The organism is Streptomyces sp. NPDC036764 (assembly GCF_055609385.1).
This window is the reverse complement of record NZ_JBVJPT010000001.1, coordinates 1778761-1805458: the sequence shown is the minus strand read 5'-3', so window position 1 is coordinate 1805458 and position 26698 is coordinate 1778761. Positions and strand designations below refer to the sequence as shown.

General features: G+C 71.9%; 22 protein-coding genes. 10 read left to right on the top strand and 12 right to left on the bottom strand.

Annotated elements, in window-relative coordinates; translation table 11 throughout:
• The first annotated feature begins 102 nt into the window (after positions 1–102).
• Both ACZ69Q_RS07140 and ACZ69Q_RS07135 read left to right on the top strand, forming a co-directional pair.
• On the top strand, positions 103–960 hold the full coding sequence (locus tag ACZ69Q_RS07140) for an AAA family ATPase (RefSeq protein WP_471040124.1): 858 nt from the start codon (positions 103–105) through the stop codon (positions 958–960).
• A complete protein-coding gene (locus ACZ69Q_RS07135) occupies positions 957–2315 on the top strand; it encodes a VWA domain-containing protein (RefSeq protein WP_471037636.1) in 1359 nt (452 codons plus the stop codon). The genes ACZ69Q_RS07140 and ACZ69Q_RS07135 overlap by 4 nt, the downstream gene beginning before the upstream one ends.
• Here the strand turns inward: ACZ69Q_RS07135 and ACZ69Q_RS07130 are convergent, their stop codons facing one another.
• Positions 2316–3017, bottom strand: a complete 702-nt coding sequence (locus ACZ69Q_RS07130; RefSeq protein ID WP_471037634.1) for an SDR family oxidoreductase — start codon at positions 3015–3017, stop codon at positions 2316–2318.
• Between the two features lie 189 nt (positions 3018–3206).
• Here ACZ69Q_RS07130 and ACZ69Q_RS07125 point away from each other — a divergent pair, with 189 nt between their 5' ends.
• Positions 3207–4184 carry an NAD(P)-dependent alcohol dehydrogenase gene (locus tag ACZ69Q_RS07125; RefSeq protein ID WP_471037631.1) on the top strand — a complete coding sequence of 326 codons (978 nt, stop codon included), beginning with the start codon at positions 3207–3209 and terminating at the stop codon, positions 4182–4184.
• A 21-nt stretch (positions 4185–4205) separates the two neighbouring features.
• On the opposite strand, the gene ACZ69Q_RS07120 is transcribed toward ACZ69Q_RS07125, so the two are convergent.
• The 3 genes from ACZ69Q_RS07120 to ACZ69Q_RS07110 form a co-directional block, all read right to left on the bottom strand.
• Positions 4206–4562, bottom strand: coding sequence for a cupin domain-containing protein (locus ACZ69Q_RS07120; RefSeq protein ID WP_471037628.1), 357 nt, complete (start codon positions 4560–4562; stop codon positions 4206–4208).
• A 327-nt stretch (positions 4563–4889) separates the two neighbouring features.
• Complete coding sequence (locus ACZ69Q_RS07115) at positions 4890–5864, bottom strand: pyridoxal-phosphate dependent enzyme (RefSeq protein ID WP_471037625.1); 975 nt, start codon at positions 5862–5864, stop codon at positions 4890–4892.
• 64 nt (positions 5865–5928) lie between these two features.
• Positions 5929–6705 carry a helix-turn-helix transcriptional regulator gene (locus ACZ69Q_RS07110; protein ID WP_471037623.1) on the bottom strand — a complete coding sequence of 259 codons (777 nt, stop codon included), beginning with the start codon at positions 6703–6705 and terminating at the stop codon, positions 5929–5931.
• 254 nt (positions 6706–6959) lie between these two features.
• Between ACZ69Q_RS07110 and ACZ69Q_RS07105 the strand changes: the two genes are divergently transcribed.
• The 4 genes from ACZ69Q_RS07105 to ACZ69Q_RS07090 all read left to right on the top strand — a co-directional run bounded on the left by ACZ69Q_RS07105 (position 6960) and on the right by ACZ69Q_RS07090 (position 14285).
• Positions 6960–8132: an MFS transporter gene (locus ACZ69Q_RS07105; protein WP_471037620.1), complete on the top strand. Its 1173-nt coding sequence runs from the start codon at positions 6960–6962 to the stop codon at positions 8130–8132.
• A 41-nt stretch (positions 8133–8173) separates the two neighbouring features.
• Positions 8174–9937 (top strand): beta-galactosidase, encoded by a 1764-nt coding sequence (locus ACZ69Q_RS07100; RefSeq protein ID WP_471037618.1) that lies wholly within the window; start codon positions 8174–8176, stop codon positions 9935–9937.
• Positions 9938–10215: 278 nt separating this feature from the next.
• Positions 10216–11283, top strand: a complete 1068-nt coding sequence (locus ACZ69Q_RS07095) for a LacI family DNA-binding transcriptional regulator (RefSeq protein ID WP_471037615.1) — start codon at positions 10216–10218, stop codon at positions 11281–11283.
• Between the two features lie 239 nt (positions 11284–11522).
• Positions 11523–14285, top strand: a complete 2763-nt coding sequence (locus ACZ69Q_RS07090; protein WP_471037613.1) for a M4 family metallopeptidase — start codon at positions 11523–11525, stop codon at positions 14283–14285.
• 80 nt (positions 14286–14365) lie between these two features.
• On the opposite strand, the gene ACZ69Q_RS07085 is transcribed toward ACZ69Q_RS07090, so the two are convergent.
• The 6 genes from ACZ69Q_RS07085 to ACZ69Q_RS07060 all read right to left on the bottom strand — a co-directional run bounded on the left by ACZ69Q_RS07085 (position 14366) and on the right by ACZ69Q_RS07060 (position 21174).
• Positions 14366–16348 (bottom strand): heavy metal translocating P-type ATPase, encoded by a 1983-nt coding sequence (locus ACZ69Q_RS07085; RefSeq protein WP_471037611.1) that lies wholly within the window; start codon positions 16346–16348, stop codon positions 14366–14368.
• 46 nt (positions 16349–16394) lie between these two features.
• Positions 16395–17249, bottom strand: coding sequence for a metal ABC transporter permease (locus ACZ69Q_RS07080; RefSeq protein WP_471037609.1), 855 nt, complete (start codon positions 17247–17249; stop codon positions 16395–16397).
• The gene (locus ACZ69Q_RS07075) at positions 17246–18085 is read right to left on the bottom strand and encodes a metal ABC transporter ATP-binding protein (RefSeq protein ID WP_471037606.1); all 840 of its coding nucleotides are present in this window, start codon (positions 18083–18085) and stop codon (positions 17246–17248) included. The genes ACZ69Q_RS07080 and ACZ69Q_RS07075 overlap by 4 nt, the downstream gene beginning before the upstream one ends.
• A complete protein-coding gene (locus tag ACZ69Q_RS07070) occupies positions 18082–19008 on the bottom strand; it encodes a metal ABC transporter solute-binding protein, Zn/Mn family (RefSeq protein ID WP_471037603.1) in 927 nt (308 codons plus the stop codon). Before ACZ69Q_RS07070 ends, ACZ69Q_RS07075 begins: the two co-directional genes overlap by 4 nt.
• Positions 19009–19149: 141 nt before the next feature.
• Complete coding sequence (locus tag ACZ69Q_RS07065; protein WP_471037600.1) at positions 19150–19896, bottom strand: SOS response-associated peptidase; 747 nt, start codon at positions 19894–19896, stop codon at positions 19150–19152.
• 111 nt (positions 19897–20007) lie between these two features.
• Positions 20008–21174, bottom strand: coding sequence for an acyl-CoA dehydrogenase family protein (locus ACZ69Q_RS07060; protein ID WP_471037597.1), 1167 nt, complete (start codon positions 21172–21174; stop codon positions 20008–20010).
• A gap of 116 nt (positions 21175–21290) precedes the next feature.
• Here ACZ69Q_RS07060 and ACZ69Q_RS07055 point away from each other — a divergent pair, with 116 nt between their 5' ends.
• The 3 genes from ACZ69Q_RS07055 (at position 21291) to ACZ69Q_RS07045 (ending at position 23485) form a co-directional block, all read left to right on the top strand.
• Positions 21291–22265 carry a LysR family transcriptional regulator gene (locus ACZ69Q_RS07055; protein WP_471037594.1) on the top strand — a complete coding sequence of 325 codons (975 nt, stop codon included), beginning with the start codon at positions 21291–21293 and terminating at the stop codon, positions 22263–22265.
• Between the two features lie 75 nt (positions 22266–22340).
• The gene (locus ACZ69Q_RS07050; RefSeq protein WP_471037592.1) at positions 22341–22889 is read left to right on the top strand and encodes a phosphonopyruvate decarboxylase; all 549 of its coding nucleotides are present in this window, start codon (positions 22341–22343) and stop codon (positions 22887–22889) included.
• Complete coding sequence (locus tag ACZ69Q_RS07045) at positions 22889–23485, top strand: thiamine pyrophosphate-dependent enzyme (RefSeq protein WP_471037589.1); 597 nt, start codon at positions 22889–22891, stop codon at positions 23483–23485. Before ACZ69Q_RS07050 ends, ACZ69Q_RS07045 begins: the two co-directional genes overlap by 1 nt.
• A 378-nt stretch (positions 23486–23863) precedes the next feature.
• Here ACZ69Q_RS07045 and ACZ69Q_RS07040 read toward each other — a convergent pair whose 3' ends face one another.
• Complete coding sequence (locus ACZ69Q_RS07040) at positions 23864–24715, bottom strand: universal stress protein (RefSeq protein WP_471037587.1); 852 nt, start codon at positions 24713–24715, stop codon at positions 23864–23866.
• 169 nt (positions 24716–24884) lie between these two features.
• Positions 24885–26612 carry a sensor histidine kinase gene (locus tag ACZ69Q_RS07035; protein WP_471037585.1) on the bottom strand — a complete coding sequence of 576 codons (1728 nt, stop codon included), beginning with the start codon at positions 26610–26612 and terminating at the stop codon, positions 24885–24887.
• Positions 26613–26698 lie beyond the last annotated feature (86 nt).

Sequence of the window (26698 nt, the reverse complement as noted above, 5' to 3'; positions counted from 1 at the left end):
CGATCGGTCTACCACCTTCCGGTACCCGGAATCCTCATGGCATCATCGCTGAACAAGCGCTTAGACAGGTGCCTGCCCGGCACCGCCGAGCTGGAGGCCCCGTTGTTCACATCCGTCGACGACGTCTCCGCGCGCCTGGCCGAGACCGGCTATCTCGCCTCGCCCGCGGTCGCCACGACCGTCTTCCTCGCCGACCGCCTCGGCAAGCCGCTCCTGGTGGAGGGCCCGGCCGGGGTGGGCAAGACGGAGCTCGCCAAGGCCGTCGCCCAGGTGGCGCAGGCACAGCTCGTACGGCTCCAGTGCTACGAGGGGGTCGACGAGTCCCGCGCGCTGTACGAGTGGAACCACGCCAAGCAACTGCTGCGCATCAGCGCGGGCCGCGACGAGACGTGGGACGAGACACGCACGGACATCTTCAGCGAGGAGTTCCTGCTCACCCGGCCACTCCTGACCGCCATCCGGGGTGAGGAGGCGAAGGTGCTGCTGATCGACGAGACCGACAAGGCCGACGTCGAGGTGGAGGGGCTGCTCCTGGAGGTGCTCAGCGACTTCCAGGTCACGGTCCCTGAGCTCGGCACCATCACCGCGACGCGCCGCCCCTTCGTCGTCCTCACCTCCAACGCGAGCCGGGAGTTGTCCGAGGCGCTGCGCCGCCGCTGCCTCTTCCTGCACATCGGCTTCCCGGACGAGGAGCTGGAGCGCCGGATCGTACGGCTGAAGGTGCCGGGCCTCGACGAGACGCTGGCCCGCTCGGTGGTGCGGGTCGTGGGTGCGCTGCGGGCGATGGACCTGCGCAAGGTGCCGTCGGTCGCCGAGACCATCGACTGGGCGCGCACGCTGCTCGCGCTCGGCGCCGACTCGCTGGACGAGACGGTCGTGCAGGCCACCCTCGGTGTTCTGCTCAAGCATCAGGACGACGTCCTCAAAGCGACCGCGAAGCTCGACCTGGACGCCCTGTGACCACGCCCGGCGGCGTCGCGGATCGGCTGACGTCCCTGGTCGGCGCGTTGCGCGCGCACGGCATCCGGATCGGCACCGGCGAGACGGTGGACGCGGCGCAGGCGATCGAGGCGCTCGGCCTCGCGGACCGGGAGCTGCTGCGGGAGGGGCTCGCGGCGACGCTGCTGCACGGCAACGGGCAACGACCGGTGTTCGACCCGGTCTTCGACCTGTATTTCCCGCGCGGTGTCGGCGGCCCGGAGCACAAGGCCGCGGGACGGGACGACCTGCGTGACCGGCTGGCGGCCGCGCTGACCGCCGACGACCAGGCGATGATGGCCCGCCTGGCGGTGGAGGCGGTGGACGGATTCGGCGGCTACGGCTCCTCGCCGGCGTCGGACGGCTGGTCGTCGTACCAGGCGCTGGAGCGGCTGCGCCCGCAGACCCTGCTGGCCAGGGTGCGCGACGACATCCGTGGGCGGGGCGCGAGTTCGGGGTTCGCGGACCGGCTGCTGGAGGACGAGATCCGGCGGCGCATCGATACCTTCCGCAGGCTGGTGGCCGCGGAGGCGCGACGCCGCGTCGCCGAGCGGCGCGGACGCGACGAGATCGCCCGGCGGGCGGTGGCTCCGACCGCCGACCGCGTCGACTTCCTGTACGCCGGGAAGGCCCAGCTTGCCGAGCTGCGCAGGGCCGTTCAGCCGCTCGCCCGCAAGCTCGCGACCCGGCTCGCGGCACGTCGCCGCCGCGCCGCACGAGGCACGATCGATCTGCGACGCACCTTGCGAGGGTCGCTGTCGACGGGCGGGGTGCCGATGCGGCCGGTGCTGCGCAGACGGCGTCCGGTCCGCCCCGAACTGGTGCTGCTGTGCGATGTGTCGGGGTCGGTCTCCGGCTTCTCGGACTTCACGATGCTGCTGGTGCAGGCGCTGCACGACCAGTTCAGCAAGGTGCGCGTGTTCGCCTTCGTCAACCGGATCGACGAGGTGACCGGGCTGCTGGAGCGCGGCACCGCGGATCCGGAGGGGCTCAGCACCCGGATCGAGGCGGAGGCCACGCTCACGGGCTATCACGGCAGCAGCGACTACGGCATGGCGCTGGGCGAGTTCGCCGAGCGATACGGCGACGCGGTCGGCCCGCGCACGACCGTGTTCGTCCTCGGCGACGCCCGCACGAACATGAGCGACCCGAACCTGCCGGCCGTACGGCAGATCGCCGATCGGGCGCGTCGCGTCTACTGGCTGAACCCGGAGGGGCGCTCCAGTTGGGGTACGGGTGACTCCGCCGCCCCCGACTACGCCGAGCTGGTCGAGATGCACGAGTGCCGCACCGCCCGGCAGCTCAGCGCGCTGGTGGAGAGGCTGCTGCCGGTCTGATCAGGCGGCGAGCTGCGGGTACAGGGCGGCCGGATCGGCCGACAGGCCCGCCTTGACCTGCCGCGAGATGTCGTCGGCCAGGACCTCGTAGGCACCCGACGCGATTCCGTCGAGGGCCTGCGCCGCGACGCTCTCGGCCGTGGACTTCGGCGCGTCGATCTGGGCGGCCAGGTCGGTGTCGACGTAGCCGACGTGCAGCCCGGTGACCTCGATGCCGCGCGGCTTCAGGTCCAGGCGCAGCGAGTTGGTCTGCGACCAGAAGGCGGCCTTGGACGCGCTGTAGGAGCCGGCGAGGCCGACCCACGACAGCACGGAGTGGACGTTGAGGATGTGGCCGCCGCCGTTGCGCTCGATGACCGGGACGAAGGCCCGGGTGACCAGGAGCGGCCCGTAGAAGTTGGTCTCGAACTCGCGCCGGACGTCGTCGACCGGCGAGTCGAGGAAGTTCGCGTTCACCGCGGCACCCGCGTTGTTGATCAGCAGGGTCACGTCCTGCGCCTGCTCGGCGGCCGCCGCGACGGACGCGGGGTCGGTCACCTCCAGCGCGAGCGGCACGGCGTCGGGGTGGGTGACGGTGCGCGGGTCGCGGGCGGTGGCGTACACCTTCTTCGCGCCCCGCTCGTACAGGGCGGCGACCAGGGCACGGCCGATGCCGCGGCTGCCGCCGGTGACCAGGGCCACGGAACCTTCGATGGCGGTCATGGGGGTCTCCTCGCAATGCTCAGTGATCATCCAGATCGGAAACCGATCGGTTTCCCATGACCAGAAGCGTAAACCGATCGGTTTCCCAGGGCAAGGGGAGGGCCCGACCCCGGAGAAAATCAGGGTCCGTCCCCGATGGCCCGCATACGCGGGCTTCCATACGCTCGGCAAGAGCGGAGGGGGGATCCCATGAAGGCAGTGATCCAGGACAGGTACGGCTCGGCGGACGCGCTCGAGTTCAGGGACATCGACAGGCCGGTGCCCGGCGCGCACGAGGTGCTGGTGCGAGTACACGCGGCCTCGGTCAACGCCTACGACTGGCACCTCATGCACGGCGACCCGGTGATCGGCCGCGCCATGATGGGGCTGCGCAGGCCCAAGGCACCCGTGCGGGGGCGGGACTTCGCCGGGACGGTGGAGGCGGTGGGCTCCGCGGTCACCGCGCTGAAGCCCGGTGAGGAGGTGTACGGGGAGGCCGACGGCGCGTTCGCCGAGTACGTGTGCGCACGGGACACCGAGGTGGGTCCGAAGCCGGCCAACCTCACCTTCGAGCAGGCGGCGGCGATACCGCTGGCGGGCAACACCGCCCTGATCGGCCTGCGTGACGTCGCCCGGGTGCAGCCGGGGCAGACGGTCCTGGTGAACGGGGCGTCGGGCGGCGTGGGCACGTTCGCCGTACAGCTCGCGAAGGCGTACGGCGCCGAGGTGACGGCCGTGTGCAGCACGCGCAACGTCGACCTGGTGCGCTCACTCGGCGCCGACCGGGTCATCGACTACACCCAGGAGGACTTCACCCGGGGCGACACGCGCTACGACGTTGTGCTGGACCTGGTCGGCAACCACTCGCTCGGGGAATTCCGGCGCGTGCTGAACCCCATGGGGACACTCGTCCTGTCCGGCGGCGGGGTGTACGAGGGCGGCAGCATCGTCGGACCGATGGGGCTCTTCATCAGGCGGCGGCTGGTGGCCCCGTTCGCACGGAACCACCGGCTGCTGGAGATCGCCGCGCGGCAGAGCAGGGCGAACCTGGAGGCGCTGCGGGAGCTGGCCGAGTCCGGGAAGGTCAGCCCCGTCGTCGAGCGGACGTATCCGCTGAGCGAGGCGGCCGAGGCCATCCGGTACCTGGAGGTCGAGCACGCGCGCGCCAAGGTCGTCGTCACCGTCTGACGTGCCGACGCGGGCCGGCGACTACTTCTTCGCGAACTCCCTCGCCGTCTGCCCCTGGAAGTCATAGGCCACGACCTGCTCCTCGCCCACCACCCAGGCATCGTGCCCGGGTGTGCAGACATAGACGTCACCGGGGCCGATGTCGGTCTCGGTGCCGTCGTCCATGCGGATGTGCAGGTGGCCCTGGAGGACATAGCCGTTGTGGTGCATCTGGCAGGTCTTGGTGCCCGCCAGCGGGGCTACGGACTCCGACCAGCGCCAGCCCGGCTCGAAGGTCGCCACGGCGAAGTCGAGCTCCGACATGTGGACGGCTTCGAGGTGGCCGCGGGGAAAATCACGCCGCTCGTCGGGCTTGTCGAGTGTCTTCACTTCCAACATGACGCGCTCCCTTCCGGCCGTGACTCACCGCGACCGGTGCCGGTCTCCCCGGCGGCCCTGGACACCGCCGTCGGCGGCCGGCCTCGTACCCCTCAATCGTCCGCCTGTCCATCCGGGGACGCCAACCGGGGTACGTCCGCCGGCCCGGATGCCCCTCGCACCCAAGGAGCACGGACCGGAGCGAGGTAAAGCACGACGCGGAAGTCCGCGATCGGTCCGTCGCCGCCGACCCGCCGGATGGACGCGGCGGGAAGGGCGACTTCCCTGGTGTCGAGCCGGATGCGGGTCACGTCGGTGACGGCGATGAGCGCCGTCGGCATCCCAGGGTCACGACCTCCCGCAGAGCTCGGCGAAGCGCACGGCGTCGACGTTCCCGCCGGAGACGATCACGCCGACCCGGCGCGGCAGCGCGCCCGCCCGGCCGGTGAGCAGGGCCGCGAGCGGGGTGGCACCACTCGGCTCGACGACGATCTTCAGACGCTCGAAGGCGAACCGCATCGCGTCCCGGATCTCCTCGTCGCCGACCAGCGCGATCCGGTCGACGAGCCGCCGGTTCACGGAGAAGGTCAGCTCCCCGGGGATGTGCAGGGCCTGTCCGTCGGCGATGGTGTGCGGCACCGGGATGCTGATGCGCCGCCCCGCCTCCAGGGAGCGTTTGGTGTCGTCCCCGGCCTCCGGTTCGACGCCGATCATGCGGATGTCCGGGTGCAGTCCCTTGGCCACCGTGGCGCTGCCGGCCATGAGTCCGCCACCGCCGACCGGTGTCAGCAGGGCGCCCAGCTCCCCCACCTCCTCCAGGAGTTCGAGGGCGGCGGTGCCCTGGCCTGCCATGACGTGCGGGTGCTCGTACGGCGGGATCACGGTGAGGCCGCGCTCGGCGGCAAGAGCCTCGGCGATCGCGACCCGGTCGCCGGTGTAGCGGTCGTAGGTGACGATCTCGGCGCCGTAGCCCTCGGTCGCCGCGCGCTTCGACGGCGGGGCGTCCTCGGGCATGACGATGACCGCCGTGGTGCCGAGTTCCCGGGCGGCCAGGGCGACGGCCTGAGCGTGGTTGCCGGACGAGTAGGCGGCGATGCCACGGCTGAGCTGCTCCGGCGTCAGGCGGGAGGCCGCGTTGTAGGCGCCGCGGAACTTGAAGGCGCCGACCCGCTGGAAGTTCTCGCACTTGAGGAAGACCTCGGCACCGACGAGTTCGTCGAGGGTGCGCGAGCGCAGCACGGGGGTGCGGTGGGCGACGCCCTTGAGCCGCACGGCGGCATCACGGACGTCGTCGAGGGTGACCGGCGGGGTGGTGGTCGTCACGCGTGTCCTCCAGGTGGTTGTCTCGGCGGTCATAACTCGGTCGCCGTGGATGCGTCCGCGGTGGTTAGGCCGGCGGCGGTTGTGTCCGCGGTACTTGCGTCCGCGGCGGTTGTGTCCGCGGTAGTTGCCCGGACCCGGCACTCCCGACCCCGGCGGACGCCGCCCGGTCCGTCGCCTCCCCGGTTTCCGCGCGTGCCTGGGACAGATAGCTGTAGGCGGACGCGCGGGAGATGCCGAGCCGCCCCGCGACCTGCTCGATCGCACGCCGCACGGCGAACACGCCCCGCTCGTCGAGGCCGCGGAACAGCTCAAGGCGCCGGGCGCGGTCGAGAGCGGCCCAGCTACCGTTCTGCCGGAGCTGATGGGCGTCGAGGATGGCGTCGACGACGGAGTCGATGTCGTTGCCGAAGGTGGTGACCGGCACTTCGGCCGGGGCGGCGCCGATACCGGCGAGGGCGCCGAGCAGGGCGTGGGCGTCGTTCACCGCGGTGATGTCGAGGTTGACGCACAGGGCGCCGAACACCGTGCCCGTCGAGTCCCGCAGCACCATGGTGGAGGCCTTGACCAACCGGCCGCCGCGGGTCCGGGTGACGTAGTTCAGCTCGTCGCCCGCCCCGTCGCCGCGCGCGACGATCCGCATGCCGATCTCGCTCATCGCCCCACCCACGGCCCGTCCGGTAACCGAACCGGCGACGGCCGCCACGGACTTCTCCGGCCGCCGGTAGTCATGCAGGACGACCTCGCACATCGGCCCGAACGTCGCCACCAGCCCGTCGGCAACCGGCCTCAGCGCGGCGACGATCGCGTCCCGCTCGGCCTCCAGAGCCTCATCGGCCGCCATCACTCACTCCCCGCTTCCTCGCTCCGCCCGCACTCGGCACCACGTGCACCGAGTCGCCACTTCCTAGACTAGCCGTCCAAGCCTTGTACCGACAGTCCAAATCGGCAGTTCAAATCGGCAGTTCAATGCGAGTCCAGCCCGTTGGGCACCGCACCACACCCCGTCGAGCACCGCACCACACCGCGCACCCATCAGGCCGGACCTCGGCGCAGAGCTTGACGGGCGCAGCGATGTTACCGGTAACATCTCGCATCATGACGCTGACGTCGGCACCTTCTTCCCAACGGGTGTTCAGCCCCACCGCCGTGGTCGCCTCGTGCGCGGGCTTCGTACTCATCGGCGCCCTCCAGGCCTTCTACGGCCCGGCGATTCCCGCTTTCCGCGAGGAGTTCGGCCTGTCGCCGTCGGCGGCCGGCCTCGGACTGAGCGCGCACTTCGTCGGCGGGGTGGCCGGCGTGCTGATCTTCGACCGGCTCCACGGCCGTGTCGGCAACAGAGGCATCCTCGGCGCCTCATATCTCCTGATGGCCGTCGGCGCGGCCGGCTTCGCGCTCGCGCCGAACTGGCCGGCCGCCCTGGCCATGGCCCTGCTGGCCGGGCTCGGTTTCGGCGGTATCGACTACGGCCTCAACCAACTGTTCGCCGTCGGCTTCGGCCGCCGCTCGACGGCCATGCTCAACATCCTCAACGCTCATTTCGGCATCGGCGCGGTCCTCGGTCCGGCCCTGATCGGAGCGGTCGGCTCAGCGCACTACCCAGCGGTGTTCCTGGGCTTCGCGGTGGCCAATCTGCCGCTGATGCTGTGCCTGCGAGGCGTGCGCGACCGGGAGCCACAGCCGTCCGGTACGGCCACCGAATCGTCCGGCGGCACGGTCCTCGCCCGCAGCCTCGGCTCCGTCCTCGCGGTGTTCGTCGCCCTGTACGTCATGCACGTCGGCATCGAGGCCGGCGTCGGCGGCTGGGAGCCGACCCATCTCCAGACCGTCGGCTATTCGGCCGGGATCGCCGCCACCGCCACGTCCGTGTACTGGCTGATGATGACCGTGGGCCGCTTCCTGGTCGCGCCGATCGCGCTGCGGTTCTCGGCCCAGACCATCATCACGGTCTCGTGCGCGGGCATGACGGTCTGTCTGCTGCTGGCCGCGGTGCCAGGACTTGCCCCGTACGCCTACGCCGGTGTCGGTCTGTTCATCGCGCCGATCTTCCCGACCGGGCTGCCGTGGCTCAACTATGCCGCCCCGCGGGCTCGCAGGGCGGGAGCGCTGGTCATCGCCGCCTCGTTGGTCGGCGGCGTGGTGGCCGGCCCGGCCCTGGGCAAGGCCATCGAGTGGTCCGGCATCCGCAGTGTCCCCCTCATCCTGGGCGCCGTCTCGGCCCTGTGCGTGATGGCGACCCTCTGGCTGATCCGCGCCACCCGAACCCGCTGACCCGCATCCCCCTACGTCCCGACCGAAGGGAACTCTCCGCAATGTCCGCTCTGACAACGTCCGCCGACGGTTTCCTGCTGCATGGCGAGCCGTTCCGGATCGTCTCCGGCGCCATGCACTACTTCCGGATCCACCCCGACCAGTGGGCCGACCGGCTGCGCAAGGCCCGTCTGATGGGGCTCAACTCGGTGGAGACGTATGTGCCGTGGAACCTGCACCAGCCCGATCCCTCGGGACCCCTCGTCCTCGACGGCTTCCTCGACCTGCCCCGCTATCTGAGCCTCGCCCGCGACGAGGGCCTACGCGTCCTGCTGCGCCCGGGTCCGTTCATCTGCGCCGAGTGGGACGACGGCGGTCTGCCCGCATGGCTCATCGCCGACCCGGACATCCGGCTGCGCTCCGGCGACCCGCGTTTCACCGGCGCGTTCGACCGCTACCTGGACCTGTTGCTGCCTGAGCTGCTGCCGTACACGGCCGCGGCGGGCGGTCCGGTGATCGCCGTACAGGTGGAGAACGAGTACGGCGCCTACGGTGACGACACCGCGTACCTGAAGCACCTCGAAGGCGCGTTCCGGAGCAGGGGCGTGGAGGAACTGCTCTTCACCTGCGACCAGGCCGACCCCGAGCACCTGGCCGCCGGAACCCTCCCCGGCGTCCTGGCGACCGCCACCTTCGGCAGCCGGGTCGACCGCAACCTCGCGGAGCTGCGGGGGCATCAGCCCGAAGGTCCCCTGATGTGCGCCGAGTTCTGGATCGGCTGGTTCGACCACTGGGGCGGTCCGCATCATGTGCGGGACGCGGCCGACGCCGCCGCAGACCTGGACCGCCTGCTGTCGGCCGGCGCCTCGGTCAACATCTACATGTTCCACGGCGGCACCAACTTCGGCTTCACCAACGGCGCCAACCACAAGCACGCCTACCAGCCCACCGTCACCTCCTACGACTACGACGCGGCCCTCACCGAGTGCGGCGACCCCGGCCCCAAGTACCACGCCTTCCGCGAGGTCATCGCCCGCCATCTGCCGGTCCCCGACGAGCCGGTCCCGGCTCCGTCCCGCAAACTCCCGCCCACCAGCGTCGAGTTGGACCGCCGGGCACCGCTGCTTGCACACGCGAAGGCCCTCGCCGAGCCCCTGCGCACCGAGAACCCGGCGACGATGAACCACCTGGGACTGGACACCGGGTACGCGCTGTACCGCACCACCTTGGACACCGCGGGCGACGGCCTGCTGCACTTCGCGGGCGGTGTCGGCGACCGCGCCCAGGTCTTCGTCGACGGCGCCCCGGTCGGCGTATTGGAACGCGAGCGCCACGACGAGACCCTGCCGGTCCGCGTCCCGCACCCCGGCGCCACCCTGGAGGTCCTCGTCGAGAACATGGGCGGCGTCAACTACGGCCCCCGCATCGGCGCGCCCAAGGGCCTCCTCGGTCCCGTCACCTTCGCCGGCGAGCCGCTGCACGGCTGGGACTGCCACCCCCTGCCCATGGACGACCTGAGCGCGCTCGCCTTCGCCCCCGCCGAGGCGACCACGGCCGCCGAACCCGCCTTCCACCACGGCACGTTCGACGTGGACGTCCCGGCGGACACCTTCCTCGCCCTGCCCGACTGGACCAAGGGCCAGGCCTGGATCAACGGCTTCCACCTCGGCCGCTACTGGAACCGCGGCCCCCAGCGCACCCTCTACGTCCCCGCGCCGGTCCTGCGCCCCGGCACCAACGACCTCATCCTGCTGGAGCTGCACGCCACCACCGCCACCCGCGCCCGGCTCACCGACACCGCCGACCTCGGCCCGGAGACCGACTGATGACCCGCCCGCACCGCCCCGACCACCCGCGCATCCCGACGCCCTCCGCTCCCCCGCCTCTCCTTCACCGACGGGCCCGGCGTCACAGCCCGATCGAGGCGTCTGCCCCGCGCCGCCGGCCGTTGTCCACGGGGTCCGGGGGATCCGCGGTCGTATCCGAGGGGTGAGGGCGGGCGGACGCGACGCCCATGTGGGGTTCCGCCCCGCCACCCTGCCTATGCTGGGGGATCTGCCGGGGCGGATGCCGCCGCCGTGACGATGTCGAGGAAACAGCGATCATGACCCGAGGCTCCGCCGACGACCCCGCTCCGCGGGGGCGCAGCAGACGGAACTTCGCGGGCTCGCGCCCCGTGATGGACGACGTGGCACGGCTCGCGGGGGTCTCCAAGCAGACCGTCTCCCGCGTCCTCAACGACCATCCGTCGGTGCGGGCCGAGACCCGCGAGACGGTGCTGAGTGCCATGCGCTCGCTGGGCTACCGGCCGAGCCGCAGCGCCCGTTCGCTGGCCAGCGGGCGGACCCGCATGGTGGGCGTGATCTCCTTCGACGCCGCCCGCTACGGCCCCGCCGCCATCCTCACCGCGATCAACACCGCGGCGCAGGACGCCGGTTACCTGCTCAGCTCGATCGCGCTGGACACCGCCGAGCCCGACACGGTGGTCGAGGCGGTGAACCGGCTGTCCGCCGAGGGCGCGGACGGGGTGATCGCCATCGCCCCGCAGTTGTGGGTCGGCAAGGCCCTCGCGGACACCCCCCTCGACACCCCGCTGGTCGTGCTGGAGAACGGCCTCGACGCCGACACCCAGCAGGTCACCGGCGACTCCCGGGCCGGGGCCCGCAAGGCCGTCGAGCATCTGCTGGGACTGGGCCACCGTACGGTGTGGCACATCGCGGGCCCGACCGGCTGGACCTCGGCCGATCACCGGCTGGGCAGTTGGCGGGCCTGCCTGGAGGCAGCGGGCGCCGAGGTGCCGGCCCCGCTGATCGGCGACTGGAGTGCCGACTCGGGCTATGAGCTGGGCCGGCGCCTGGCCGGGCGCCCGGACGTCACGGCCGTGTTCGCCTCCAACGACCAGATGGCCCTCGGTCTGCTGCACGCCCTGCACGAAGCCGGCCGCTGCGTCCCCGGCGACATCAGCGTCGTCGGATACGACGACATCCCCGAGGCCGCACACTTCCATCCCCCGCTGACCACCGTGCGCACGGACTTCGCCGAGATCGGCACACGGTCGCTGCGGCTGCTGCTGGACCGGCTCGACGGCTCCGAGGTGCCGTCCCGGGCCGACTCGGTGGTCCCGGTCGATCTGGTGGTCCGCGCCAGCAGCGGCCCGGCGCCCACTCGTTGACGGCTTTCCCCCCGGTTTCGGCCGGAAGTCGTCCGTGGCCGCAATCGCCCCGTTGATGGAACGGCGCATCACCGCTTCGATGACCCCTGGCCGGGCGGCACTCTGCTCCCGGCACCGCGACCAAGGGGGGTCGGGAGACCTTGCGTCACCCCAGAACGGACCGAAGAGACAGAGCAGTCAGAGGCCGCCGGGGCGGCTTCGGCACACAACTGAACGGTTTACCGGGTGCGGCGGCGCTGTTGAGCGTCGCCGCACTCGTCGTATCGGCGGCACCCGCCCATGCCATGACGGAGGCGACACCGCCGGGGACGGGCGGCCAGGCGTCGGTGTTCCCGGGGCAGCAGACGAGGACCCCGGCCCTGGTGCGGGGCATCCGGGAACAGGCGCCGGCCACCGGCAGCGCCGCGGCGGCCGCCCGCGCCTACCTCGAAGGCCAGGAGGGCCGGTACCGGATCGCCGACCCCGAGCGCGACCTGGTGCCCGCCGGCACGACGGCCGCCGACGGCCGGGAGACCGTCCGGCTCCAGCAGCGGCACCGGGGGGTTCCCGTCCTGGGCGGGCAGTACGTCGTCCGGATGGAGAAACGGGGTGGTGAGCGGGTCGTCACCGGCACCTCGGGCAAGTACTTCACCGAGCTGACGACCGGCACGACGCCCGAGGTCGGCGAGGCGCTCGCCGTGGAGCGGGCCGTGAACGCCGTCCTCACCGAGCTCGGCGACCGGAACTTCTCCGAGAAGCCGCCGCGCGAGGGGGCCGAGGAGGCGGCTCCGCTCGAAGGTACCGCGCGCGGGCTGGTCGTCCTGCCCAGCGGGGCGGGCGTCCTCACCCGGCACGTCACCGTGCACGGCACCGACCCGGCGACCGGGGAGCCGGTGCGCCGCGAGGTCTACGTCGACGCCCGCGCCGGATATCCGGTCCTCCAGTACAGCGGGATCAAGACGTTCGGCACGCCACGCACGACAGCCGGACGGCCGACCGCGGACACGAACCCAAGGCGGGCGATCGCGACCGCCGAGCCGGGCACCGGCGTCCGGCTCGACGGCACTGCCGTCGACCTCGCCGTCGAGCGCGACGACGCCCGCGGTCTGTACGTGCTGCGCGACCGCACCCGAATACCCTCCGACAACGTGCTGTCGACCTGGGACGCGCGCGGCAAGTGGGCCACCGACGTGGCGGGACAGTGGCCCGAGGGCGTCCAGGAGTTCGCCGCGCCGACTCCCTCGTTCGGCTCGGAGGCCACCGAGTCGGGCGCCGTGGACGCCCACTGGGCCGCCGGGCGGGTCTACGACTACTTCAGGACCAAGCACGGCCGCGACAGCCTCGACGGCCGCGGCATGACCGTCAACTCCCTGGTGGGCGTGACGAATTACGGACAGCCGTACGTCAACGCCTTCTGGGACGGCCAGAAGATGGTCTACGGCGACGGCGACGCCGAGTACCGTCCGCTGTCCGCGGCCCTCGACGTCGTCGGCCACGAGATGACGCACGGCGTGATCGAGCACACCGCGAACCTCGTCTACGCCGGCCAGTCGGGCGCCGTGAACGAGGCCGTCGCCGACTACTTCGGCAACGCCATCGAGGCCGACGTGTACGGCATCCCGGCGACCGACGCGGACTCGGGCCTCCTGGGCGAGCGGCTGTGCCGTACGAAGTCCCCGCGTGAGTGCGCGCTGCGCGACCTGGGCGACGGGCGGGCCACGGCCAAGTCGTTCCTCGGCGTCGGCTTCGCCACCGACAACGGCGGCGTCCACCTGAACTCGACCATCTTCGGCGGTGCGCTGTGGGACGCCCGCGAGGGCCTGGGCGCCGAGGTCACCGACAGGATCGTGTACCGGGCGGTGACCGAGTACATGACGCCGCTCGACGGCTTCACCGAGGCGCGGGCCGCCGTGCTCGCGGCGGCGCAGGACCTCGGGATCCCGGCGGCCGGCCGCAAGGCGCTGCAACGCGCCTTCACCGCCCACGGCATAGTGCCCGGCTGGGAGTCGGCCCTCGGCGTGGACTCCGACGTCCTCCTCGACCGGATCAACACGAGCGCGACGGACCTGGGCGCCGGCGGCGGCTGGTGGGCGGCGTCCAAGTCCAACGAGGACGGCTCGGAGCCGTACTCGGTGTGGGCCGGCCGCGCCGACGGCGCGGGCGCGCTGAAGCTGATGAGCCCCAACGACGGCCGCTACCACGTCAATCCGGCCACCGACGGCAAGACGGTGGTGTGGCAGGCGTACGGAGCGGACGGCGTCGACGTGCTGGCCAGGCCGCTGGCCGGCGGTCCTGTGAAGAAGCTCTGGCACGGCCGCACCCCGGGCAGCTCGGTGGACGTGGACGGTGACCTGGTGGCCTTCGACTACGTGACCTACGGCGGGCGCAGGGCGGTGGCGTATCTGAGCATCAAGGACCCGGCGAACGTGGAGTCGATCGGTGGCGGCACCTATTACCGAGCGTGGGCTCCGTCGGTGAGCCACGGCAAGGTCGCCTATCAGGAGCGGCGGCGGGTGCGCGCCGAGTACGCGGTCAGCACGCGGGTCGTCGATGTCGCGACCGGCGCGAACACGAGCATCCAACTGGCCGCACCCGGCACGAGTCTCGGCCCGACGGCCGTCAACGGCACGCATGTCTTCTGGCTGCTCGACGAGGATTCGGCGGACGGGAAGACGGCCCTGCGCCGGGCCGCGCTGGACGGTTCCGGTGTGGTGGACCTCAGCCCGGAGACGGGGCCGGCCGCGCTGAACGCCTACGCGCTGACGGTCTCCGAGGACGCGGTGACGGTCGGCGCCTACCTCCCCGACACCGAGTTCCGCAATGAGTCGCTGCCCAAGCTCCACCAGTTCGCGGCGAACGGCACGCCGGACGCTCCGGGCCTGCGCAAGGGCAGGGTCTCCTGCAACCGCGGCGAGCAGTCGTCGGCGGCGGCGGTGGCGGGCGGCCAGGTGGTGTGGCTGGACTCGACGACCGGCATCACCGACCTGGTGACCCGGACGCGGCCAGCGGGCCGCTGCGACTGATCTGAAGGAAGGGAGCAGCAGGGGCTGTTGGCCGCCCGGCGAGTCACCGGGCGGCCGACGGCCTCTCCCCCGGCCGCCTGTCAGCCGGTTCCTTCGGCCGCCGCCCGGTTCCAGGCCGCGTCCCGCAGCAGACGCAGTCCGTTCAGCCCGACGAGGACCGTGGAGCCCTCGTGGCCCGCGACGCCGAGCGGCAGGGGCAGCGTGCCTGCCAGGTCCCAGACGACGAGGCCGGCGATGAACACGCCGGCGATGACGAGGTTCTGCACGACCAGTTCGCGGGCTCGGCGGGACAGGGCGACGGTGGCGGGGACGGCGGCGAGTTCGTCGCGCACGATCACCGCGTCGGCGGTCTCCAGGGCCAGGTCGGAGCCGGCTCGGCCCATGGCGACGCCGACGTGGGCGGCGGCCAGCGCGGGCGCGTCGTTGACGCCGTCCCCGACGACCATCACGCGGCGGCCCGCGCCCTCCAGCTCCCGCACCGCGCCCAGCTTGTCCTGCGGCAGCAGCCCGGCCCGCACGTCCTCGATGCCGGCCTCGGCGGCCAGGTGCGTGGCGGCCCGGGGGTTGTCGCCGGTGAGGAGGGTCGGGGTGGTGCCGGTGAGGACGGTCAGGGCGGCGACGGTGGCGGCGGCGTCGGGACGGAGCCGGTCCGCGATGCCGAGCAGTCCGGCGGGCCTGCCGTCGACGACCACGAGGACGGCGGTACGGCCGGAATCCTCCAGTTTCCGGACCGATGCCGTGAGCGTGTCGTCGGCGGGTTCGGTGAGCAGCCGGGCCGGGGCGCCCACCTCGACGGTACGGCCCCGCACGACGGCCCGGACGCCGACTCCGGGCGCGGACGTGAAGTCCTCGGCGGCCGGCAGGTCGAGGCGACGCTCGCGTGCCGCGTCCACCACCGCGCGGGCCAGCGGGTGCTCGCTGGGGTGCTCGGCCGCCGCGGCGAGCGTCAGCAACTCGTCCTCGTCCAGGCCGCGTTCGGGCAGCGGCCGTACCTCGGCGACGCGTGGCGTCCCCTCGGTGAGGGTGCCCGTCTTGTCCAGCGCCACGGCGTCGATCTGGCCGAGGCGTTCCATCACCACGGCCGACTTCACCAGCACGCCGTGCCGGCCGGCGTTGGCGATGGCCGACAGCAGCGGCGGCATGGTGGCCAGGACCACCGCGCACGGCGAGGCCACGATCATGAAGGTCATCGAGCGCAGCAGCGCCTCGGAGAACGCCTCGCCGAACGCGAGCGGCACCGCGAACACGGCGAGCGTCGCGGCCACCATCCCCAGCGAGTAACGCTGTTCGACCTTCTCGATGAACAGTTGCGTGGGCGCCTTGGTCTCGGACGCCTCTTCCACCATCTGTACGATGCGGGCGATCACGGAGTCGGAGGCGTCCCGCTCGACCCGGACGCGCAGCGCGCCGGTGCCGTTGAGGGTGCCTGCGAAGACCTCGTCACCGGGCTCCTTCGCCGCCGGGAGGGGTTCGCCGGTGATGCTCGACTGGTCCACCTCACTTGCTCCGCCCAGCACCCGTCCGTCGGCTCCGACGCGCTCGCCGGGGCGAACGAGGACGGTGTCGCCGACCGTCAACTCCTCGACTGGAACGCTGTGTTCGGTGCCGTCGGGGGCGATCCGGGTGGCCGTCGCGGGTGCCAGGTCGAGCAGGCCGCGCACCGAGTCGGCGGTGCGGGCGGTGGCGAGCGCCTCCAGCGCGCCCGAGGTCGCGAAGATGACGATCAGCAGGGCGCCGTCCATGACCTGCCCGATCGAGGCGGCGCCGAGTGCGGCGACGACCATCAGCAGATCGACGTCGAGGGTCCTCTCCTTGAGCGCCTTGAGCCCCTCCCAGCCAGGCTCCCAGCCGCCGGTGGCGTACGACAGCGCGTACAGCGGACCCCAGGTCCAGGTGGGCGCTCCGCCGAGCTGGAGGGGCAGCGCGAGCAGGAACAGCGCGGTGGCCGCGCCGGCCCAGCGGACCTCCGGCAGCGCGAGCAGCCGGGTGCGCCGCCGGGGGACGGCTGCGGCGCGCGCGGCCGCGGAGGGGTCGGCCGCGGGTGGGGTGAGCGTGGCAGTCATGCCCCCACCATAAAGGAATGAATGAAGACCCATTCATGTCTTCATGTCAGGCGGTGATCCTGGTCCGACGGCCACCGACCCGTCTGCACACGAGGTAGATCCCGAACGAGATCGTGGTGACGTACGGGCTGATGGGGATGCTGCTGCCCAGGGCCAGGAGAATCCCGCCCTCGATGGAGGCCACCGCGAAGACCACGCTCAGGATCGGAAGGAGTACGGGTGAGGCCGTGATCCGGGCCGCGGCCGCCGCGGGCGTGACGACGAGGGTGAGGACCAGCAGGGCGCCGACGATCTGGACGGACAGCGCGACCGCGAGGCCCAGCACGATCATGAAGGCGAACGACAGTCCCCGCACCGGCACGCCCCGCGCCTCGGCCACCTCCGCGTCGGCACTCGCGAAGACAAGCGGTCGCCACATGACCGCGAGCGCGACCAGCACCACCGCCGACGTGCCCAGCAGCCAGGACATCTGCGGGGTGTCGACGGCGACGATCTGCCCGGTCAGCAGGCCGAACTTGTTCGCCGCACGGCCCTTGTACAGCGCGAGGAACAGCACGCCGAGCCCGAGGCCGAACGGCATGATGACGCCGATCACCGAGTTGCGGTCCCGGGCACGCGCGCCGAGCAGCCCGATCGCCCCCGCCGCGACGAGCGAGCCGACGATCGAGCCGGCCACGATGTTCACGCCCAGCAGCAGCGCGGCCGAGGCGCCGGCGAACGACAGCTCGCTGATCCCGTGCACCGCGAACGGCAGGTCCCGCATGATCACGAACACGCCGACCAGGCCGCCGACCAGGCCGAGGGCGGCCCCGGCGACGAGGGAGTTGCGGACCAGGGCGAGCAGTTCGCCGTAGTGGTCGAAGGCGAAGATCTGCCGCCAGATCCCGTCGGCGAGGGTCATGGCCGTACTCCGTGGGGCAGTTGGGGATGGTGTGCCGCCTCGTCGGGTGCGCCCACGACCACCACGCGGTCGCGGACGCGGACGACGTCGACCCGCGTGCCGTACAGCCGCGACAGCACCTCGGAGGTGAGCACCTCGTCGGGGGTGCCGACGCGGTGGCCGCCGCCGGCGAAGTACAGCACGCGGTCCACCAGGCCCAGCACGGGGTTGATCTCATGGGTCACGAAGACCACCGCCGTGCCGTGGGAGCGGCGCCGGGCGTCGACGAGTTCCGTGACGGCCCGCTGATGGTGCAGGTCGAGGGAGAGCAGCGGTTCGTCGCAGAGCAGGATCCGCGGGTCGGTCGCGAGGGCCTGCCCGATGCGCACACGTTGCCGTTCGCCGCCGGAGAGCAGGCCGACGGGAACGTCCGCGTACGCCGCGGCCCCGACCGAGGCGAGGATCTCGTCCACGCGGCGGCGTACGGCGCCCGTGCGCAGCCGGGGTCCAAAGCCGTGCCCGTCGACACCGAGGCGGACCAGGTCCCGTGCGCGCAGCATCGCCTGTGCGGACAGGGTCGCCTGTTGGGGGACGTACCCGATGTGCCGGCTGCCGCGACCGGGCGGACGGCCCAGCACGGTGAGCGTGCCCGCGGACAGCCGCCGCTGCCCCAGCAGCGCGCGCACGAAGCTGGTCTTCCCGGCCCCGTTGGGCCCGAGCACGGCCAGGAACTCGCCCGGCCGCACGTCGAGATCGAGGTCCCGCCACACCACGCGCTCGCCGTACGACAGGGTTGCCCGCCGCAGGCTGATCAGCGCGGCTTGCGTGCCGTGGCCGGACGCGCCGGGGCTTGTCACTTGGCCAGCGCGCTCGCGAGCGCGTCCACGTTGGCGGTCATCCAGCCGAGATAGTCCTTGCCCTTGGGGAGCGTCTCGGTCACGGGCACGACCGGAATCCCGGCCGCCCTGGCCGCCCGCTCCGCCTTCTCGGTCTGCGGGCCGGAGGTCTGCTCGTTGTAGACCAGCGCCTTCACCTTCTTGCCGGTGAACAGCGCCAGGGTGTCCTCAAGGGTTCTCGGGGAGACGTCGTCGCCCTCCTCGATGGCCTCGCTGAACTCCTCTGGCGTGGCGTTCCTCAGCCCACTGGCCTCGATCATGTACAGCGGAACCGGCTCGGTGATGGCCACCGCCTCGCCACCGTGCTCGGTCTTGATCCGGGCCTCTTTCCGTTCCAGCGGCCGGAGCCGGTTCACGAAGCCCTTCGCGTTCTCGGTGAAGGTCGCGGCGTCGGCCGGGTCGGCCTTGCCGAGTGCGGCGGCGATGCGGTCGGCGAGCTCGGCGACGGTCGGGAAGTCGTACCAGACATGCTCGTTGAGCTCCCCGCCCGCCGGCGCGGTCTTCCCGGAGACCTCGACGGCGTCGATCACCTGGGGGGACGAGCCGGAGCTCTTCAGCATGCGGTCGACGAAGTCGTCGTAGCCGCCGCCGTTCTCGATGACGACCTCGGCCTTGGACAGTGCCAGTTGGTTGCGGGTGTCGGCCTCGTAGGAGTGCGGGTCCTGATCGGGGTCGCTGATGATCGAGGTGACCTGGACCTTGGCGCCGCCTATTCGCTCGGCCATGTCGCCGTAGACGTTCGTCGAGGCCACGACCCGGATGACGGAGGCCGCGGCGGGGCGCTGCGCTGCGGCGGTGTCCGAGGAACCGGCGCAGCCCGCGAGCAGGGTCATACAGGAGCCGGCCAACAGGGCCGCGGACAACCGGGGCGAGGGCATGGGCATGGATACCTCCGAGCAGGGCGAATGGTCCGCCGAGCTCGATCCGTCCCGGCAGCGGCTCCACGCTAAATGAAAATGGATGTCAAAACTGCTCTACGGCGAGCCTTCGGGCCAACCCTTACCGAGAGCTCACCTTCGCCGCGGTCAGGGGGCGGGGACCTCGTCCAGGAGCTGGGGGCCGTTGTTTCTGACGCTGTTCACGGCGGGTGAGACGGGACGGGCGTCGAGGCGGCCGTCCGCCGGTGTGGTGAGCAGGGCGCGCAGGTCGTCGGTCGACTGGTGCTGGGGGTCGAGCCAGGCGTCGTAGTGCTCGGGGGTGAGTGCGAGCGGCATGCGGGGGTGGATGCGGCCGGCCGCGTCGGTGGCCTCGGTGGTGATGATGGTGCAGGTCAGCAGCCAGGCGGCGGGGTCGTCGCCGTCCTTGACCGCCGGGTCGCGCCAGAACTCGTACAGACCTGCGAGGGCCAGGACCTGCCCGTCCTCGGGGTGGATGAAGTACGGCTGCTTGCGGACCTTCCCGGACGCGGCGTCCTTGACCTGGTCCCACTCGTAGAAGCCGTCGGCGGGCAGCAGGCAGCGGCGTTTGACGAACGCGCGGCGGAAGGCGGGCTTGTCGTGCACGGTCTCCACACGCGCGTTGATCAGCCTCGCACCGATCTTCACGTCCTTCGCCCAGGAGGGCACCAGGCCCCAGCGCAGCGGCCGCAGCTTGCGCAGGGCCGGGGCGTCCTCGTCCGCGCCACGCGGAGCGCGCTCCAGAACCGCCCACACCTCGTCGGTCGGGGCCACGTTCCAGCTCGGCGCGAGGGTCTCCTCGGGGTGCCACTCGGTGACCTCGAAGAGCTGGACCAGGTCCTGGGGGCTGCGGGTGGAGGCGTAGCGGCCGCACATAGGGCCACTGTGCCATGGCGGGGAGTGCGGGTCCTGATGAGGTGGCCGGGGGTGTGACGCGGTGGCCCGGCCCGATCGAGCCGTGTCATGCGGTGGCGCGGCCTGTGCGGCTCACACGTCCAGCCCTCCCCGCCGCACGAGCTGGCCGGCGATGATGTTGCGCTGGATCTCGTTGGTGCCCTCCCCGACGATCATCAGCGGCGCGTCCCGGAAATAGCGCTCGACGTCGAACTCGGTCGAGTAGCCGTAGCCGCCGTGGATGCGCACGGCGTTGAGGGCGATCTGCATGGCCGTCTCGGAGGCGAACAGCTTCGCCATGCCGGCCTCCATGTCCACCCGGTGTCCGGCGTCCGCCTGCCGGGCGGCGTAGAGCGTGAGTTGGCGTGCGGCGGTGAGTGAAGTCGCCATGTCGGCGAGGTAGTTGCCGATGGACTGGTGCTGCCAGATCGGCTTGCCGAAGGACTCCCGCGCCTGGGCGTAGGCGAGCGCGTCCTCCAGGGCGGCGCGGCCCACGCCGAGGGCCCGGGCGGCGACTTGGAGGCGGCCGGTCTCCAGGCCCTTCATCATCTGGGCGAAGCCCTGTCCCTCCACTCCCCCGAGCAGCGCGTCGGCGGGTGCGCGGTGGTTGTCGAAGGACAGTTCACAGCTCTCCACGCCCTTGTAGCCGAGCTTGGGCAGATCGCGGGAGACCGTCAGGCCCGGCCCGTGCTCGACGAGGAGGATGGACATGCCCGTGTGGGCGGGGTCGGCGTCCGGGTCGGTCTTGCACAGCAGGGCGATGAGCTGCGAGCGGCGGGAGTTGGTGATCCACGTCTTCGCGCCGTTCACCACATAGCCGTCGCCCTCCCTGCGGGCGACGGTGCGCATCGCCCGGAGGTCGGAGCCGCCGCCGGGTTCGGTCAGTGCCATCGTCGCGCGGGTCCGACCGGTGGCCATCCGGGGCAGATGGCGCCGCCGCTGCTCCTCGGTGCCGAAGCGCAGCAGCAGCTTGGCGACGACGGTGTGCCCGCCCATCGCGCCTGCCAGGCTCATCCAGCCCCGGGCCAGCTCCTCGGTGACCAGGACGTAGCAGGGCATGGAGACGGGTGTGCCGCCGTACTCCTGCGGGACGGCGAGTCCGAAGACGCCGAGTTCCTTCATCCGCTCGATGAGGGCCTCGGGATAGGTGTCGGTGTGCTCCAGCTCCCGGACGACGGGCTTGACGTCCCTGTCCACGAAGCCGCGCACCGTCCTGACGACGAACTGCTCGTCCTCGGACAGCAGGTCGAGGGTGCTCATGGTGCCGCTCCTTCGGTGGGCCCGCCGGATCTCCATCATGGTCACTCATGACATCCTGAGTGAAATAGCAATTGCTGATGCGAGCATGCCCGGTGCGGATGGCGGTGGAAACAGACGTGGACGTCAGACAGCTCAAGGCACTCGTCACGGTCGCCGAGGTCGGCAGCGTCACCCGGGCCGCGGAGCTGCTGCATCTGGTGCAGCCGGCCGTGACGCGGCAGATCCGCACGCTGGAGCAGGAACTCGGCGTCCCGCTCTTCGAACGCACCCGGCAGGGCATGCGGCCCACCGAGGCCGGGACGATCATGGTGGACCGTGCGCGGCGCGCCCTGAACGAGCTGGAGCGGGCCCGCGCCGAGGTGCAGCCGACGCCGGGGGCGGTGACCGGCATCGTCACCGTCGGGCTGCTGGAGAGCAAGGTCGACCTGCTGGCCGCCCCTCTGGTCTCGGCGGTCGCGAGAGACCATCCCGGCATCGAACTGCGCCTGATGACCGCCTACTCCGGCCATCTCCAGCAGTGGCTGGACGACGGCGACCTGGATCTGACGCTGCTGTACAACCTGGACAGCACGCCGTCGCTGAACGCCCGTCCGCTGGTGCGGGAGCAGTTGTGGGCGGTCGCTCCGGGCTCGGCCGGACTGCGGGCCGATCGCCCGGTTCCCTTCGCCGAGGCGGCCGCCCATCCGCTCGTCATGCCCGCGTCGGGCCATGCCCTGCGTGCGTTGATCGACGCCGCCGCGGTGCGGGCCGAGGCCGAAATGGACATCGTCGTGCAGACCAACTCCATGCGGGTGCAGAAGCAGCTCGTCCTGGCCGGGCACGGCTGGACGATCCTGCCGGGCATCGGGATCGCCGAGGACGTCGCGAACGGCACGCTGAGCGCCGCGCCGCTGTGCGATCCCGACATCTGGCGCTCGATCGTCCTCGCCACACCGAGGTCCGGCCGGACGCCGCCCGCCGTGGAGGTGGTCGCGCGGGAACTCGTACGGCAGGTCGAGGCCGCCGTGAGCGAGGGCAGATGGCCTTTGGCGCAGCCGCAGCCTCAGCAGCCGTCCCAGGAACCGCACGCACCGCCGCGACCGGACGTATAGCCATACGGGCGGGGCATACCGGGATCACGCATTTCTATTTCTCAACACCATCCATCAGTGCCCATGATGAGCGGCATGACGGTGACCCCCGCACCCCCGACCGCACCAGCACCCTCCTGGCAGCAGGACGTCTTCGCCGCCCTCAAGAGGCGTGGCGTCCAGCAGATCGCCTACGTCCCCGACGCCGGTCACTCCCACGTGATCCGTGCGGCTCAGCAGGACCCCGGCATCCACGACATCGTGCTGACCACCGAGGAAGAGGGCGTAGGTGTCGTCAGCGGTGCCTGGCTCGGCGGGCAGCGGGCGGTGCTGCTGATGCAGAGCAGCGGCGTCGGAAACTGCGTCAACATGCTCTCCCTGCTTCAGATGTGCCGGTTCCCGTTCCTGACGCTGGTGACCATGCGGGGCGAGTACGCCGACTTCAACCCGTGGCAGGGCCCCATGGGCCGCACGACCCGGCAGGCACTGGAACTGATGGATGTCACCGTGCTGCGCGCCGACTCCCCCGGTGAGGTCGGAGAGACCGTCGAGGCCGCCCTGGACTCGGCGTTCGGGGCGGGCGAACGGGTCGCCGTGCTCCTCGGGCAGAAGCTGATCGGCCGCAAGAAGTGGGAGCGTGACTGATGAACACCACCGCCGACGTACGTCTCGACCGGCGCCGCTTCGTCGCCGGCCTGATCGGCCGTCTGCCCGATGACGCGCTGATCGTCTCCGGCCTGGGGTCGCCCAGTTACGACGTGTTCGCCGCGGGCGACCGGCCCGGGAACTTCTACCTGTGGGGCGCGATGGGCGCCGCCGCCCCGCTCGCCCTGGGTCTCGCCCTCGCCCGTCCGGAGCGGCCCTTCGTGGCCGTCACCGGCGACGGCGAACACCTCATGGGCATCGGCGCGTTGGCCACCATCGGCGCTCGGCTTCCACCCAACCTGACGGTCGTCGTCCTGGACAACGCCCACTTCGGCGAGACCGGGATGCAGCCGAGCCACACGGGCCTCGGCACCGACCTGGTCGCCGTCGCGCGGGGCTTCGGCATCCGTGACGCGGTGCGGATCACCGACCCGGTCCAGACGGACGACCTCGCGGATCGCATCAAGTCCCGCGCCGGCACGACGTACGCGCACGTCCTCATCACCGCCGACGAGCCACCACGTGCCCTGCCGCCGCGGGACGGCGTCGCGAACAAGAACTCCTTTCGCGCCGCCCTCGGCCTGAGCCCGTTCTGAACGTGGTCCTTCCCAGCGCGGGCCACCCGAACGCGGAACTCCCATCACGCCGGCCAGGAGGAATCCCCGCCCATGCCCGCCCCACTCGCCTCCTACGTGGAGTCCTGGAATCCGCAGCCGATGGCCGGCGAGGACGCCCTGCCGCCCGGTCCGGTGGCCGCCCTGTCGGCAGTGCTGGACCTGCCAGGACCGGTCGCAAAGTCCGGTCTCCCACCTTCTCCACGGTCATCGGGACCCGAAGAAGCTGGTTGGCGAGGCGTGAGCCCAACGGTGAGAAGCCGAACGGGACTTTAGCAACGGCAGCGAGCGCCCGGCAGCGAGGCCGGGAGAGTTCCGGCCCCGCCCGGGCGTGCCCGACTCCGGACGGGTCGGGGACGTTCACGCCATCTGCGGCACGATCGCGACGGGGCAGTGGGCGTGGTGCAGCAACGTGTGGCCGACGCGGCCCAGTTGCAGGCCGAAGTGGCCGTGCCTGCGGCGCGCTCCGACGACCACGAGGTCGGCGGTGGCCGAGCGGTCCACGAGGATCCGGCGGGCCGGGCCCTCGACGGTGGTCCGGCGTACCCGGACGCCGGGTTGTTCGGCCATGGCCTCGCTCAGCAGCTCGTCGAGCTGGGCAGCCGCACGTTCCTCGTGCTCGTGCCCGGGATCCTCGGCGGGTGCGGGGCAGCGCCAGGCGCGTACGGCGTCGAGGGCGCATCCGCGTTCGTCGGCCTCGCGGAGCGCGAAGCGCACGGCCTGCGCACCGGTGGCCAGGTCCCCGGCACCGAACAGGACCTGCTCGTGCACGCCGGCCAGTCCCGTCTCCTCACCCCGGACCACGATCACGGGGCAGTGCGCGCGGGCGGCCACAGCCAGGCTCACCGACCCGAGGAGCAGTCCCTTCAACTCGCCGTGACCGCGCTCGCCCGTCACCAGGGCGAAGGCGTTGTTGCCCTCGCGCAGGAGAGCGTCGACCGGGTCGGCGGGGACGATGCCGGTTGTCACCTTCACGTCCGGGCGGCGGAGTGCGGCACGTTCGGCGGCCGAGGCGACGATGTGCTCGGCCAGCACGCGCTCGGTGGGGCGGTTCCGTCCGGTCGACGGTACGGCGCCCTCGTAGCGCTCCCAGAGGGAGGCGTGCACCAGCCGCAGGGGCCTGTCACCGCGGGCGGCTTCGTCCACCGCCCAGTCGACGGCCTGCAGGCTCGCGTCGGATCCGTCGACGCCCACGATCAGGGGGAGTGTCATCGTCCTCACCACCTTTTGCCGGGCTGCCGCATCGGGCAGCCGGGGCTCTGATCCCACCGTCGCACCCGTGGGGGGCGGCCACGAGAGGCGGATGGGCCACAGCAGAGGACGTTCGGCCCATGCGACCGGTCCCGGCCTTGGCGCGCCGCGCCCCGCCCCGGTCGAAGGGCTACACGGCCGGCAGCGGCACCCACCACACCAACGTGGTGCCTCCGCCCTCGGGACTGCTCAGTTCCAGTTCCCCGCCCAAGTGCCGTGCCCGCTCGGCCATGTTGCGCAGCCCGCTCCGGCGGCCGCCGTCCGGGATGCCGACGCCGTTGTCGCCGACGGTGAGACGGACCTGGCGTGAGTCGGCGGTGAGGACGACGTCGGCGCGGTCGGCTCGGGCGTGGCGGGCGATGTTGGTGAGGGCCTCGGAGAGCACGGCGACCAGGTGATCGGCGATTTCCCGCGGCACCTGAGTGTCCACCAGGCCCTCCATGCGCACGCTGGGTGCGAACCCCAGCACCGGTGCCGCCTCGCCGGCCAGGCGCACCACACGCGCCCGCAGTCCCGCGCCGCCGACGCCCTCGCGTGAGCGCAGGCCGAAGATCGTCGACCTGATGATCTTGATGGTCTCGTCGAGGTCGTCGACGGCGCGCACCACGCGCTCGGATGCCTCCGGGTGATCGATGAAGCGGCCCGCGCTCTGGAGCGTCATCCCGGTGGCGAACAGCCGCTGGATCGCCAGGTCGTGCAGATCGCGGGCGATGCGGTCGCGGTCCTTGAGCACGGCGACCTCGGCCGCGTCCTGGCGGCGCTCCGCGAGCTCCATGGCCACGGCGGCCTGCGCGGCGAAACCCTGGAGCGGTTCGATCTCCTTGCCGGTGAACACCCTCTCCCCCGCTCCGCGGACGAGCAGGACGACGCCGCGTACTCCGCCCTCCCCCGTTCCGACGGGAACGGCGACGCCGGGGCCGAGGCCGGTGAGGCGCGGGGGTCCCGCCGAGATCTGTTCGTCGTGGGAGACGTCCGGGCTGGTGACAGGGACGGCCGTGGAGAAAGCCTCGCCGAGCAGGCCGCTGTCGCCGGGCAGCACCAGTCCGCGCAGCGGCTGGGCCTCCGGCCCGATGGCGAGTTCCACGCTGAGCGAGTCGGTGTCCTCCATCGGCATCGCGACCATGGCCAGCGCCGCGCCCGTGATCTCGCGGGCGCGGTCGGCGATCAGCCCGAGCACCTCGCCGCGCTCGGCGCCGGACATCAGGCTGTGGGTGATCTCCGCGGTCGCCCGCAGCCACCGCTCCCGCAGCCGGGACTCCTCGTAGAGGCGGGCGTTGTCGATGGCGACGCCGGCCGCCACCGCGAGGGTCGACGTCACGGCGACGTCCTCCTCGTCGAACTGTGCCCCGCCCCGCTTCTCGGTCAGGTACAGATTGCCGAAGACCTGGTCGCGCACCCGGATGGGGACGCCGAGGAAGGTGTTCATCGGCGGATGGTTCGGCGGGAAGCCGTACGAGGCCGGATGCTCGGAGATCTTGGCCAGACGCAACGGCTCGGGGTGGCGGATGAGCTCGCCCAGAATGCCGTGGCCCTCGGGGTAGTGGCCGATCTTGGCGATCCGGTCCTCGGCGACGCCGACGGTGTGGAAGTCGGACAGCCGCCTGCCGTCGGGCCCGATCACCCCGAGGGCGGCGTACTCGGCGTCGACCAGCACCGCGGCGGCCTCCACGATGCTGTGCAGGGCCTGTTCCAGGTCCAGCTCCCGGCCGACCGAGAGCACCGCCTCCAGCAGGCTGTGCACCCGGTCGCGGGTGCCGCGGGCCGCGTCCAGCCGGGCCTGGAGCTCCTCCAGCAGTTCGTCCAGCCTCAACTGCGGCAGCCGTATGCGGGCCTCCCGGGGTTCCTCGGGGCTTCCCACCTGCGTCTCCTCCGGTCCCCTGGGCGGTCGGACACCGGCCGCTGCGGACACCGGTCACGCTACCGGCACGCGGCGTGCGACGGTAC